This window comes from Microbacterium sp. NPDC056234, assembly GCF_042267585.1.
Taxonomy (GTDB): Bacteria; Actinomycetota; Actinomycetes; order Actinomycetales; family Microbacteriaceae; genus Microbacterium.
On sequence record NZ_JBHJTE010000006.1, the window covers coordinates 227,708 to 238,917 of the forward strand.

Consider the following 11,210-nt stretch of genomic DNA (forward strand, 5'->3'; position numbering starts at 1 on the left):
CGTCGAGCTGCGGTTGACCTGCCGTTCACGGGACCCTCGTCAGTGAGTGCAGGTCAGTCCTCGAAGGAGAACGGCATGCCCAGAGCCTTGCGCAGCCTCGCCGCATACGGTTCTCGCTCAGCCGGTGCAACCCAACTCGACTGATCGTGACGCCGATAGAGGTCGTCGGCCTCGTAGCGTGGAAACACGTGCACGTGAAGGTGCCAGACGTCTTGGTCTCCCGCGGGCTCGTTGTGCTGCCGGATCGAGGTCCCTTCGCATCCATATGCCGAGCGAATGCCTACTGCAACGCGCTGCGCAAGCTGCCACACTGCGTAGCCGTCCTCCGGCGTCAATCCATAGATGTTCTCAACGTGTGTGCGGGGAATCACCAGGACGGCACCGGCATTGCCTGGCCACCATTTCGGCGCGATGCGCGCGAACGCACCCTCCGTCACAGCGACGACGTCGGAAGGCTGGTTTCGCTCATTGAAGATGCCCTGCTGAAGTCCACAGAAGGGGCATGGGTAAGCATCCGGTTCATGAGTAACGGAGAGCACGCAGGATTGTCCCATGCGGCTTGGGTAACCAGTTGATGAACCTCCATGAACTCTGCATCGGCCGGACACCCTCAAGGGGTGAAGCACCCGCACTGCACCGTTCCCGGCATCCTGGGAGTTCTCCACGGATGCCGGGATCGTCGCGTTGCGCCCGGGCCGGTCGTGCGTAGCGTGGCGGAGTGCCAGAGGATTCCGAGACGCCCCAGGTGCGCCCGCGGGCGCGGCTGAAGCTGAGTGTGGGCGCCGCGGTCGTGCTCGGGCTCGTCGTGCTCTCGGGGGCCGTGGGCCTCGGCATCCTGCGAGGCCAGACCGCTCCGTCACAGGTGGTCGACACGACGGATGCCGGGTCGGCGACGGTCGCCCCGGCTGAGGTGTACGTGCATGTTCTCGGGCAGGTGGCACGGCCAGGGCTCTACCTTCTGGAGCAAGGCTCGCGGGTGGCGGACGCTCTGGCCGCGGCCGGCGGGACGCTCGACGACGCCGACCTGCAGGCGGTGAACTTGGCGCGACTTCTTTCCGATGGCGAGCAGATCGTCGTGCCGCAGATCGGCGCAGCGCCGGCCCCTGGCGCGGCGTCCGGTGCCGGGGCCGCCGAGGACGGCGTGATCGATCTGAACTCCGCCGACCAGGCGGCGTTGGAGACCTTGCCGCGGATAGGGCCCGCTCTGGCCGAGCGGATCATTCAGTGGCGCGACGACAACGGTCGGTTCGCGTCGGTGGACGACCTGCTCGCCGTGCCGGGGATCGGCGAGAAGCTGCTGGCGGGACTGCGGGACAAGGTGCGCGTGTGAGCGGCCCACCCCGCCCAAGAGAGGTGACGTCCATCGCAGGAGTCTCCACCGGCAAGATCATGGCGTCAGTGTCGTTCGGCAACTCGCGGTCGACACATCGCTTGACCTCAAGTGAAGTTGAGGTGTGAGCATTGCTCACATGACCAGTCCAGAAGTCACCACGCCGGTCGACCTGCCCGTGACACCCTCGTCGATGCCCGCTGGGTACGTGACGGGCGTTGCCTACGAGGCCATCATCTCCTTCATCCGAGCCCAGCAGGCAGAGCGCGGGTACACGCAGCCGCAGTTCTGGCTGCTGCGCAACTTGTCGCCGAACGACCTCTCGCCGGATGGGCAGGGGATGTCGATCACCGAGCTGCAGCACACTATGCGCACCTATCTCCGGGCGGAGGACGACCTCGCGGCCGAGGCGCGGGTGCTCCACGAGAAGGGCTGGTTGGAACGGGACGAGCATGATCGCCTCTGGATCACAGCGGAAGGCGAAGTCGCGCTTGTCACCCTCAAAGAGTACGCACCGGCCGTCGGCTCATTGCTCCACGAGGGCATCGACGATGCGGACTACGCAACGACCGTTCGGGTGCTGACCCAACTGATCAGGAATGCCGGCGGCCAGCTGTCCTGATCGGACCGGTCAGCGGTTGCGTGGAAGATCGGACTCGAACGCGAGGGTGGGACGCAGAGAGCATCGGCGACTTCGATGTGCTCTGTCGTCCCCGATCGCGTCAGACGCGCGCCTCAGACCGGCCCCAGCGAGCCGGCCCAGAGGACGGTCGCCGGTTCAGGGCGGCCTCAGACCGCAGGGAGGCCGGTTCGGGACGGGGTCGGTCACGACCCGGCCGAAGTCGCCGAGGCCCTGATCGAGAACTACGCGCTGACCGCGCGTGACACTGACGCCCGCGCGGATCTTGCCCGCGCGATTGACGTGATCGTCGGTGAACTCGGCGGGTGAACGGAGACGTTGGCGCCGGCGCCACTCACTCCTTCAGTTGCTGAGCAGTAGCCGGGTGAGGCGTGCGGGGACCGAGCGCAATCTCCCCGCACGGCGCGCGGCGACGGCCTGTCGTCGTGCCGCTCGCGCCTCCACGCGCTCCCAGCGCATGTCGCGGATGCGGTCGCTGAACTCGCGGGCTTCGGCAGGGCTCATGGTGTTGTGTCGCATGGCGGATCCTCTCGTCACGGGAACGGCCGCTCGACCGCCCTCGTGAAGACCACGAAAGACACCGGCGTCTTTCGACACCGGGTGTCAAGAAAATGTTGCGACTTCTTTTCCCTCTCCTGTCGAATCGATGTGAACGTGTTCGTGGTGATGATGAGGATCGCCGCATGTGCGATCGAGAGGAGCGCCATGACCGCGCGACACAAGGTCCTGGTCATCCACATGACAGATCCGGCTGGCTCGGCTAATCCGAGCGCTACTTTCGAAGGACTCCGACGAGGATGCCGAGGCGACCGGGCTGCTCGCGCTGATGCTGCTCACCCAGGCGCGCTCGGATGCTCGGCTGTCCGCCGGGGGAGAGCTCGTGCGACTGGACGAGCAGGATCGCACCGCGTGGGATCGACAGCTGATAGATGAGACACGACTTCGCCGTCGAAGCCGTCCTTCGCGGGCTGGAGTAGCAGCCGATCTCTCCACCTCCATAGAATCCTCTAGCTCGCGTTCAATCCATCAAAGGAGATGCACATGCCCCAGTACGCCGTCCTCATCTACACCGGAGATTCAGCTCACGAGCTCGATGCGACCAAGGAGGACCTCGCCCAGCCGGATGGGCATGCGGAGGTGCTCGTCGCGTCTGGCTCGCTCCGCGCGGCATTCGCGTTCACCCCGCGGGACATGGCCCGTTCGATTCGTGCCGAGGGAGTGAGCGACGGTCCTTTCGTCGACGCACCCCAGGTGGTCGCCGGCGTCTATGTGATCGAGGCGTCCGACTGGGATGACGCGCTGAGGATCGTATCGACCGATCCCGCGATCAGCGGCGATGGCGGGCTCGAGGTGCGGCTCGTGCACAGCGGCGGGATCATCGGCAGCTGAACGTGAAGCCCCGCTGGGTTGGATGCGCAGGCGGGGCTGCTGCGCTCAGCATATGAGCCGGTCCAGGAGTTCGAACGTGTCGTATTGCTGGTTGTAGTCGCCGAAGTGGCCGTCGTCGCGAACAATCTGGGTCCCGCCGAGGTGATTGAACATCAGCTGACCTTGGCTGGCATCGCAGCCGTAGGGGTCAGTGACCGAGTTGATGAAGTACAGGTCCTCGACGTTCGAGCGGATCCGATCCCAGTCATAGGTCTCCTGCAGGACAGGCTCGTCCGACTCGTTCACCCTGGTCGCGTATCCCGCCACCAGGATGGCTTGGGCGACGGGAGCCTGCAGGTGTTCGAGCAGCGCCAACAGCAGTGCCGCTCCGCCGGAATGACCCACCAGCACGGTGTCTGCGTCGAAGTCGTGGGCAGCAAGCACTCTCGGGAGGAACTCCGCGATCGGCTCGACGTTGATGCCCGGGTAGTGGGGGCGCTCGACGCGATACCCGCGGGCAGTCAACTGGCGGTCGAGCCACGGATACCAGACGACATCGGGATGCGCGCCGGTGCCGTGGAAGATGATCGCGTTCTTGGTCACGGCTCGATGCTAGCCACGTGGGGGTCAGACCAGGAGAGCCCACACCGCCACAGCGATCGCGACGACAGATGACCCAGTGCGCACGTCGTTGAGCACGTTCCAGCGACGCTCGAACGTTCCTCGCGTGACAGTTGCAGATGATGTCGAGTTGTCCAGCGCGTTGTTCAGCGGGACGCTTCCTGCGACGGTGACGGCGATCGCTCCGAAGAAAAAGACGACACCGCTGACGATAAGCATCCATCCGCGCGGCTGCTCAGGCGTGATCGACCCCGCCCAGATGAGCGACACCGGGGGCAGGAAGATCGGCAGCAGGAACAGGGGATTCATCACCGCGCGATTGATCGCTCTCATCGACGTCACAAACGTCTCGTCGTCCGTGCGTCCCAGCCCGGGCATCACGCCCGTCGAGAACGACCAGAACGTGCCACCTCCCAGTGCGAGAAGGACGACACCGATGCCGGCGAGGATGTTCGAGAGTTCCACGTAGTGCAATCTACGACACGTGTGCTCGCTCAAGTCCGCACGCCCGACGCCGAATTGGACGTCCCGGTTACCTCGTGGAATGCCGCCATCACTCGCCCTGCGATCCTTCACCGGTTCTGCGCCTTCGGAGAGCGCCATGTCGACAGGCACCTAGTTGCACCTCAGCACGGACGATGAGCACTGGTACGTTCGGGGCGTGGGAACGAGCGCAGGCCTGCGGCCGAGGACTGATGGAGAGCCAATGAGCTTCTCCCGCGCCGAGTTCGTGCGAGGAGCGATCGCCGCGTGGCTGTGGTTCCTCGTCATCCACCAGCTCGCTCTACTCATCCCCGCGACGGGCTACGGCTTCGTCGCCTTGTACCTCACCGTCCCATGGTCATTCGGAGCTCTCATGCTCGGTTCGCCGTTGGCATTCGTGATCGGACGGGCGCTGCGCACCGAGCGCCGGCTGTGGGTGCATGAGGTAACGTTCGGGATCTTCGGGCTCGCCATCGGGGTGGTCACGACGTCTCTGGCCGTGTGGTTGACGAATGATGGCTATTTGGGCGACTTCGCGGGCTGGTGGTGGCTCGCGGCGATCGTGGCCGCGTCGGCGTGCCCCGCCGTCGTGCTCGGCTGGCGGTACGGCACACGCGAAATCCGCAGAGCAGAATCAGCACAAGCGCCGAGGCGGCGCGTGGATCCCGATGCGGACTATGAGGATTCCCTCTCCGCGTAGACGGGCAGGTTGGCGAACCTCTCAGAAGAACAGCGCGTCGACGAGTGTTGTCGACGACGGTACCGTCGCAGCTATCGAGCGTCCCGTCGTCGATCCCCATAAGACGATGGAGCGTGCGCAGAAGCAGATCCGTGCTGAGCGGCACCGTCGCGATCGCTTTCTGATCTCTTCGTCCGGTCGCGACTGAATGATGCCCGGATCAGGTCACGGCGCAATGACGCCCGAACCGCCTCGTGCTTGACGCGGCGGTCAGGTCCCGATCAACCAGATCAGGGCCGTTCAGAGGTCGAACGGAGCGTCGGTCGTTGGAACGGAGTGTGTCGCCGCCCTGCGGTACGGTGTGCGCATGCGGAGAATGAACCAGCGGACGCGACTCATCGTGCGAGTCGTCATCGTCGGTGCAGTATGCGCTGCGGCTGGTGCGATCGTCCGCGGGTTCTTCCCGCCATTCGTGCTCGACGACCCGTTCTGGCGTGACTTCTGGTCGGGGCCGCCGGCTGCAGGCCTGTTCGCCGTGGTCGCGGCGGTTATCGCGTTCTTCCCGGCCTACCGATCGACCCGCATCACGCGCGAGAATGCTGCCCGCGAGCAGTGGTGGAACCGTGCGGAGTGGGCGTTGAGCCAAGCCGTCTCCGACAAGCAGGCAGACCGTGAGGTTGCGAACTCTGCGCTCGTGGCGCTGTCTGAGCAGGCGACCGAGATGGAAGCGAAGATGATCTTCCGTGTCATCGAGAATCTCCAGGGGTCCCCGGCCGTAGACAATCAGCCGAATCGAGCGGAGAATGGAACGAGAAGGAGGTGGCTGTCGTGGAGAAGAAGTTGACCAGCAGCCTGCAGCGCCGGATCGCCGCCGGCAAGGCTGAGCCGATCAGCGACCTCGAGCGCGAGCAACTCCGGCAGTTGCGCGAGATCTACGTCCGCCGCTTCGGAAAAGACCCCGACACGCAGCGTGACGCGCGACTCATCGCCTGAGCGAACGCCTGTGACTGACGAGCGCTACGGAGACGTCGCGACGACGTTCTCGCTCACCACGGGCCGCTTCAACGACGGACCCGAGGCGTGGCGGGTCCGAGTCGTCAGTTGGCCCGAGGACGGAGAGCCGAACGAGGACGATGTCCTTGCCGAGGCGATCGTGTACCGAGCGTTCGTCGACCAGAACTGGTTCGACCGCTTCGACTCCGTGGACCAGGGCCTGGCCTCCGTGGCAGAAGACCTGATTGATCGCGATCGGATCGAATCCATCGACGAAGAGTCCGCCTTCGCGCAGGCGATCAGCATCGTCTACAGCGTCACGGTCCGCGAGGATGCGCGCGGCCGCCGCCTCAGTCATGAGCTGGTGCGGTCGCTGACGCGAGTGTTCGGCAACGACATCATCGCTCTCATGCCATCTCGGGCGTCGTGGGACGCAGGCGGTGAGATCGTCGAGGATCAGTTCAAGCACAGGGCTCTGCTCACGCACTGGCGGGGGATGGGATTCGTGAGCATCCCTGGGGCGGATTCTCTGCTGTTGCCCCTGTCCGAGCGGCAGGCGGAGCTCGAGGGCTGAGCGCCCGAGGCTCTACGCGCGGCGTATGGGAAGACGGCGCGGAAATCACTCTGCCCGTTAAATCCCCCCAGGGGCCGTCATCGTGATTGGCGACTGTTGAGTTCCAACGCAAGACCGGAACTTGCGCATGCACCGGTCACCGGTCAGGTGCCACTTCTCGTAGCGAATCGGCACGCAAAGCTGATCGCCGCCTAGCCGCGTTAGCACTCATCGCAGATGCATCAAGCCAGCGGTCGTCGGGAAGAACCCACAGGCGTTGAGGTAGAAGTCGTGTAGATGCTCCTCGAAGTCAACGTGCAACCACTCGCATCCGGCGTCAGTGGTATACCCGCGGGCCGTCTGGATGAGCTGGACGCCGATGCCGCGATGTCGGGCGCGAGAGGCAACGGCAATGTCCACGACGAAAGCATGAGCGCGCCTATCCCACACGATGTTGACGAACCCAACAAGGCCCTGATCGTCGCGAGCAGTCACCCAGCCAAGGCTGAGGCGTTGGAGCTGCTCGTTCCAATCGTCGTCAAGGATGGGATGGTCGAAAGCTTCGGCGTGCAAGACGTTGATTTCATGGTTCGAGACCGAGCCTCGCCACTCGATGAGAATCGACTCGAGGTCAGAACTGGGCATGTCAGTGCTCCTGAGGAATCCGGTCGATAGTCGCTGGTCGGTAATCGGTGTAAATCCGGCGGGGAGTGGAAGCGCAGACCATCATCTTGGACGGTTCACGAGCATGGCGTCCTGCGCGCGGTCACGCGGGGTCACCCGTGAATGTCGGAGATGGAAACTGCCTCGGGTTCTTCGACCGAGGACCGTTCGGAGAACCAGTCGACCAACTCCTGCGGGCAGTCCACGTCTTCCACTGTGATGTCTTGGTCCCCCGGAGTGCCGGAGAGTTCTGCGCATCCGTAGATGCTCGCGTAGAACCCGTCGAGCCCAGCAGGAATGTTGACATTCATGGGATAGAACACACACGCCGTAATCGCCCCGTCGACGCGATCCAAGCAGTACAAGGTGTCTGCGACCGGCTCCACCGGTAGGTCGTCCAATCCCGACAAGAGTTCGTAGGTAGCCACTGTTGTGTAGTCGTCGACCATGGGGTCGGTCTCGTCGGCTATCGATGCAACGACGCTCCCCATCGCATCCACGGACACCCCTACGCTGTTGGTGAGCCGTTCTTCGGCGATCGCACGGGGATCTACAGCGGCGCACCCAGCGAGCAGTGCCAGCATTGCAACGACGGCTGGCAGCCGCTTGGCTCTCTTCATCTGCCCTCCGCACCTCTTGTTCGTCAACCATAGGGCCGAGGGCATCCGAGACCCCCGGCATTGACTTCCCGCAGTCAGTGGCCAGACTCCGAGAGACGGAATCCTCAGTCGCGTGGTCCAGTCATGCGACGATGAGGGCGATGGATCAATCGACGAATGACGAGCTGAGTCTCCTTCGCGCTCGCGCATATGGCCGCGATGCTGACATCGATCACGATCCTGAGGCGCTGGCTCGTCTCCATGAGCTTGAGGGGCAGGGGATGAGCCTCGAGACGGTCACAGATTCTCGGGCGGACGTACTGGCCTTCGAGGAGAGCGCAACGATCACTGACGGTGTGGTTAGCCCTGACGACCCGACTGGCACCGAGAATGCTGACTTCAACGAACAAGACGCCGTCGAGCCGCAGAACATCCATGCTGTCCGTGATGGATCAACGAGCAGCGCTCTGCCCCGGCGCCGGGCGCTGTGGATCACCTCACTGCTGGCTGGTGCAGCCGTGGCAGCCGCGCTCACTTACTCGCTGACTTCGATATCACCTGTCTCGGCGTCGCACGGTTCACCGCAGGTAGCCAACCTCGCACCCACTAGTGCCGTCACGGTGCCCGAAGGCTGGCTCGGTGCAACCGAGGATTCAGTGGCCTTCGAGTTCTACGGGTTCGTGCTCTTCACAACGGCGAACTGGTACGTAGCGCCCGGAGACGATGCGACGGGCGCGGCTTGTATCGCCGTGGTCGAACGCTCTGCGGTTCCTTCCGCCGAGGAGTTCAACCCGAACGGTTATAGCTTCGATGGCGAGCACTACAGCGACTGCAGCTTCGGCTCGTTTCCCGTTACCGTCGAGGTCCCAATCGTCGAGGCGACCCCGTTCGAGTTGCGCAGCCGGTACCCAGAGGGTCGAGCGATCCAGTTCGTCCTCGAGGGTGATGATGTCGGCGTGTTCCTCGACAGCAAGTAGTCATGTGGTCGATCGATCCGTTTGGGATGGGCCACCGGACAGTGTTGTTGGACCGTTGGTACCAGCGATGACGTCCTATAGGTAGGTTTTCGGTATGAGGTCAGGGGTTCGATGCGTCGGAGTGCTGCTGGTCGGAGTTCTCCTGCTCTCCGGCTGCGCTCCGACCGTCGATCTCGTTCCAGAGTTCTCCGCCCCGCAGACGCCCGCCGATCAGCTTCCGGCTTCCATCGATCATGGCGCTATCGATGAGTCGACAACGCGTTACATCGATCGAACGTCCGAGTGGGACGTCTACATCGGCAGGACGCTCGACAAGGACGGGGAAGTCTGGGAGTACTGTCTCGTGCTGATCAGCGACATCGAGGACCTGACTCAGTGCAGCACCAGGCTGCCGGTCACGATTGATCCGGACGGAGACACGACCGTAACTCTCGCGGGGCCGGAGGGGCCGAGTGAGTCCAGCTCACTCTCCGACAGCGTGTACCTGGTCAACGAGCAGCTCTTCTGCGACGTTTGAGACGCTGTTTCGGTCGGGCATACGGATTAGATCAGCCGCCGGTGAACGCATTGATCACGACTTCGAAGCCAGCCTCGCGGCAGGCTTCGCTCAGCGATACGCCGGGGACGTCCACCTCGCCATCGGGGAACGGGAAATTGGTCTTGCGGAGGTCGGCTACTGCAGGAACGGCTTCCTGGAGGGCGACAAGAGACTCAGAGACTGTGCCGGTGTCAGCCGACGGGATGTTCCCGAGCACGCGCGAGGCGACGGCGAACCAGCCGTCGAGCTCCTGCTGTGTCATCCGCTCTTCGAAGTAGGCGGTCTGAGCGTTGTGCAGGATGGTTACGACATCACCATAAGCAGCGCAGGTGATCTCGTCCGCGGCCGCCGTGGACTCCGAGCTTGGCGGCTCATTCGAAGGGGACGGGGTCTCCGTGACACGCGTGGATTCTGCACGTGCAGAGTCCGTCTCGGCGGATCCGACGGCAGTGCAGCCGGAAGCGCCGAGGATGACGAGCGCGGCGCCGAAGGTGAGAGCTGTGCGATGAACGGCGCGTCGAGGGCGAGGCAGAGTCATGAATGGGAGCCTAGCGAAACGGGCAGATAGCGAGGGTGGCGCGGGCATCGTCAGCAACAGCCCGGCAGCCGATTCCCGAGCAGCGGGAGCGTCAGCGCAGCGCGCCCAGCGACGTAGGTGAGCACGTGCAGCAGCGTCAGCAGCAAGATCGCTGTGATCGGCGCCCAGACCGCGGCTCGAGGGTGCTTGCGGAGCAGGATCATGGCGATCACCGTCACGATCAGCAGGGTGATCGAACCGATGTAAGAGGTGTTGATCGCTGCGGTGAATGCCTCGTAGTCGCATGATGTTTCGGTACAGCTTGCGACACTGAACACGGACATGAACGTGTGGGCGAGAGCCATCGTCGTGAAGACCACCAGGATGCCGAGCCATAGAGTCGGCATCTCCCACCGCCAGGCGGTGGACCGGCGCGAACCCTGAGGCGTCATCGCCGTATCGTCTCATGGAGAGCAGATCGGTTCGATCGTTCCGAGAGGACACGGACTACTCAGCAGAGCGATGTGACCGAGCCTTTTGAGCGCCGCCGGATCCAGATGGTTATGGCCGTGATGACGCCGACAACGCTCGCGACGGACAATGCAAGGATCACGTGCCATTCGATGAGAGAAGTCACTGCGCGTCACCTCCGTATGGGATTGTGGTCAGGGGCGAGCATCGGACGGCGTTCGTGCCGTTCGCCGCGCGCATCGCCCCGGTCATGTTCAGAGGCTACACGGCGAGAGTTCATGAGGCGCCGGATGTCGGTGGAGGCGCGTCGCAGTTGTGCCCCGCGGGTTGTTCCTCCGCGCTGCTCGAGTAGCACAAGGGCCTGCTCGATGGCGTAACGATCGTGGCCCTTCGACGCAGCGTCGTCCAGGATTGGGTTGTGGTGAAAACGCGCATCGTGCACGTCAGCTTCGGCGTCCTCGCGGTCGTCTGTCTGCCTGTTGACTGGTTGTAGCGGGCCCTACTGGTGTCGCTCAAACGAAGCCCGGTTTACCCGACGGCGTCGTCTTGGATCCGATGAACGGTGAATCCGCTGCCATGTCGATCGAGCGCGATGAGACCTTCGCCATCGTCACCTGGGGCAGTAGCAATTGCCCTCCCATCCCTACCACCCTCATCGTCGATGCTAAACCGTCGCTGCGAGACGTTCGATGCCGTTTCTGACCGGGAGGTCGCGAGGCGTGGTTTTTGAGACACCGAGATTGCGAAACGCTGCGTCAGTTGGGAGGTCGGTCGAGTC

At 63.8% G+C, this 11,210-nt stretch carries 17 protein-coding genes and 1 pseudogene; 10 read left to right on the forward strand and 8 right to left on the reverse strand.

The window, feature by feature from the left end:
- Positions 1 to 53: 53 nt before the first annotated feature.
- Positions 54 to 554 (reverse strand): HIT family protein, encoded by a 501-nt coding sequence (locus ACFCYE_RS16785; protein ID WP_376180575.1) that lies wholly within the window; start codon positions 552 to 554, stop codon positions 54 to 56.
- A gap of 164 nt (positions 555 to 718) precedes the next feature.
- Here ACFCYE_RS16785 and ACFCYE_RS16790 point away from each other — a divergent pair, with 164 nt between their 5' ends.
- A complete protein-coding gene (locus ACFCYE_RS16790; protein ID WP_376180577.1) occupies positions 719 to 1,330 on the forward strand; it encodes a helix-hairpin-helix domain-containing protein in 612 nt (203 codons plus the stop codon).
- A 139-nt stretch (positions 1,331 to 1,469) separates the two neighbouring features.
- The gene (locus tag ACFCYE_RS16795) at positions 1,470 to 1,952 is read left to right on the forward strand and encodes a hypothetical protein (protein ID WP_376180579.1); all 483 of its coding nucleotides are present in this window, start codon (positions 1,470 to 1,472) and stop codon (positions 1,950 to 1,952) included.
- Positions 1,953 to 2,312: 360 nt separating this feature from the next.
- On the opposite strand, the gene ACFCYE_RS16800 is transcribed toward ACFCYE_RS16795, so the two are convergent.
- The gene (locus ACFCYE_RS16800; protein ID WP_376180581.1) at positions 2,313 to 2,489 is read right to left on the reverse strand and encodes a hypothetical protein; all 177 of its coding nucleotides are present in this window, start codon (positions 2,487 to 2,489) and stop codon (positions 2,313 to 2,315) included.
- Positions 2,490 to 2,733: 244 nt separating this feature from the next.
- Between ACFCYE_RS16800 and ACFCYE_RS16805 the strand changes: the two are divergent.
- Positions 2,734 to 2,895: pseudogene (locus ACFCYE_RS16805) on the forward strand (DUF6596 domain-containing protein); the annotation flags it as partial.
- Positions 2,896 to 3,011: 116 nt separating this feature from the next.
- Entirely contained in the window at positions 3,012 to 3,359 is a 348-nt protein-coding gene (locus ACFCYE_RS16810; protein ID WP_376180582.1) for a YciI family protein, read from the forward strand.
- 45 nt (positions 3,360 to 3,404) lie between these two features.
- On the opposite strand, the gene ACFCYE_RS16815 is transcribed toward ACFCYE_RS16810, so the two are convergent.
- Together ACFCYE_RS16815 and ACFCYE_RS16820 are read right to left on the reverse strand one after the other, a co-directional pair.
- The gene (locus ACFCYE_RS16815) at positions 3,405 to 3,941 is read right to left on the reverse strand and encodes an RBBP9/YdeN family alpha/beta hydrolase (protein ID WP_376180584.1); all 537 of its coding nucleotides are present in this window, start codon (positions 3,939 to 3,941) and stop codon (positions 3,405 to 3,407) included.
- Between the two features lie 24 nt (positions 3,942 to 3,965).
- A complete protein-coding gene (locus ACFCYE_RS16820; protein WP_376180586.1) occupies positions 3,966 to 4,424 on the reverse strand; it encodes a DUF1772 domain-containing protein in 459 nt (152 codons plus the stop codon).
- Positions 4,425 to 4,665: 241 nt separating this feature from the next.
- Here ACFCYE_RS16820 and ACFCYE_RS16825 point away from each other — a divergent pair, with 241 nt between their 5' ends.
- From ACFCYE_RS16825 to ACFCYE_RS16840, 4 genes are all read left to right on the forward strand, one after another.
- A complete protein-coding gene (locus ACFCYE_RS16825) occupies positions 4,666 to 5,142 on the forward strand; it encodes a hypothetical protein (protein ID WP_376180588.1) in 477 nt (158 codons plus the stop codon).
- A 346-nt stretch (positions 5,143 to 5,488) separates the two neighbouring features.
- The gene (locus ACFCYE_RS16830; RefSeq protein ID WP_376180590.1) at positions 5,489 to 5,965 is read left to right on the forward strand and encodes a hypothetical protein; all 477 of its coding nucleotides are present in this window, start codon (positions 5,489 to 5,491) and stop codon (positions 5,963 to 5,965) included.
- Positions 5,950 to 6,114: a hypothetical protein gene (locus ACFCYE_RS16835; protein WP_376180592.1), complete on the forward strand. Its 165-nt coding sequence runs from the start codon at positions 5,950 to 5,952 to the stop codon at positions 6,112 to 6,114. The genes ACFCYE_RS16830 and ACFCYE_RS16835 overlap by 16 nt, the downstream gene beginning before the upstream one ends.
- A 10-nt stretch (positions 6,115 to 6,124) precedes the next feature.
- Complete coding sequence (locus tag ACFCYE_RS16840; RefSeq protein WP_376180593.1) at positions 6,125 to 6,688, forward strand: hypothetical protein; 564 nt, start codon at positions 6,125 to 6,127, stop codon at positions 6,686 to 6,688.
- Between the two features lie 207 nt (positions 6,689 to 6,895).
- Here the strand turns inward: ACFCYE_RS16840 and ACFCYE_RS16845 are convergent, their stop codons facing one another.
- Positions 6,896 to 7,312, reverse strand: coding sequence for a GNAT family N-acetyltransferase (locus ACFCYE_RS16845; RefSeq protein ID WP_376180595.1), 417 nt, complete (start codon positions 7,310 to 7,312; stop codon positions 6,896 to 6,898).
- Positions 7,313 to 7,443: 131 nt separating this feature from the next.
- Positions 7,444 to 7,950, reverse strand: coding sequence for a hypothetical protein (locus ACFCYE_RS16850; protein WP_376180597.1), 507 nt, complete (start codon positions 7,948 to 7,950; stop codon positions 7,444 to 7,446).
- Between the two features lie 140 nt (positions 7,951 to 8,090).
- Here ACFCYE_RS16850 and ACFCYE_RS16855 point away from each other — a divergent pair, with 140 nt between their 5' ends.
- Both ACFCYE_RS16855 and ACFCYE_RS16860 read left to right on the forward strand, forming a co-directional pair.
- Positions 8,091 to 8,906 (forward strand): hypothetical protein, encoded by an 816-nt coding sequence (locus ACFCYE_RS16855; RefSeq protein ID WP_376180598.1) that lies wholly within the window; start codon positions 8,091 to 8,093, stop codon positions 8,904 to 8,906.
- A gap of 94 nt (positions 8,907 to 9,000) precedes the next feature.
- A complete protein-coding gene (locus ACFCYE_RS16860; RefSeq protein ID WP_376180600.1) occupies positions 9,001 to 9,423 on the forward strand; it encodes a hypothetical protein in 423 nt (140 codons plus the stop codon).
- Positions 9,424 to 9,454: 31 nt separating this feature from the next.
- On the opposite strand, the gene ACFCYE_RS16865 is transcribed toward ACFCYE_RS16860, so the two are convergent.
- Positions 9,455 to 9,982 (reverse strand): hypothetical protein, encoded by a 528-nt coding sequence (locus tag ACFCYE_RS16865; RefSeq protein WP_376180601.1) that lies wholly within the window; start codon positions 9,980 to 9,982, stop codon positions 9,455 to 9,457.
- A gap of 50 nt (positions 9,983 to 10,032) precedes the next feature.
- Complete coding sequence (locus tag ACFCYE_RS16870) at positions 10,033 to 10,413, reverse strand: hypothetical protein (RefSeq protein ID WP_376180602.1); 381 nt, start codon at positions 10,411 to 10,413, stop codon at positions 10,033 to 10,035.
- Positions 10,414 to 11,210: the final 797 nt, after the last annotated feature.

Coding starts and splice junctions, on each gene's coding strand:
- ACFCYE_RS16785 (WP_376180575.1), bottom strand. CDS start 554: ATGGGACAATCCTGCGTGCTCTCCGTTACTCATGAACCGGATGCTTAC.
- ACFCYE_RS16795 (WP_376180579.1), top strand. CDS start 1,470: ATGACCAGTCCAGAAGTCACCACGCCGGTCGACCTGCCCGTGACACCC.
- ACFCYE_RS16800 (WP_376180581.1), bottom strand. CDS start 2,489: ATGCGACACAACACCATGAGCCCTGCCGAAGCCCGCGAGTTCAGCGAC.
- ACFCYE_RS16810 (WP_376180582.1), top strand. CDS start 3,012: ATGCCCCAGTACGCCGTCCTCATCTACACCGGAGATTCAGCTCACGAG.
- ACFCYE_RS16825 (WP_376180588.1), top strand. CDS start 4,666: ATGAGCTTCTCCCGCGCCGAGTTCGTGCGAGGAGCGATCGCCGCGTGG.
- ACFCYE_RS16830 (WP_376180590.1), top strand. CDS start 5,489: ATGCGGAGAATGAACCAGCGGACGCGACTCATCGTGCGAGTCGTCATC.
- ACFCYE_RS16845 (WP_376180595.1), bottom strand. CDS start 7,312: ATGCCCAGTTCTGACCTCGAGTCGATTCTCATCGAGTGGCGAGGCTCG.
- ACFCYE_RS16850 (WP_376180597.1), bottom strand. CDS start 7,950: ATGAAGAGAGCCAAGCGGCTGCCAGCCGTCGTTGCAATGCTGGCACTG.
- ACFCYE_RS16855 (WP_376180598.1), top strand. CDS start 8,091: ATGGATCAATCGACGAATGACGAGCTGAGTCTCCTTCGCGCTCGCGCA.
- ACFCYE_RS16860 (WP_376180600.1), top strand. CDS start 9,001: ATGAGGTCAGGGGTTCGATGCGTCGGAGTGCTGCTGGTCGGAGTTCTC.
- ACFCYE_RS16865 (WP_376180601.1), bottom strand. CDS start 9,982: ATGACTCTGCCTCGCCCTCGACGCGCCGTTCATCGCACAGCTCTCACC.
- ACFCYE_RS16870 (WP_376180602.1), bottom strand. CDS start 10,413: ATGACGCCTCAGGGTTCGCGCCGGTCCACCGCCTGGCGGTGGGAGATG.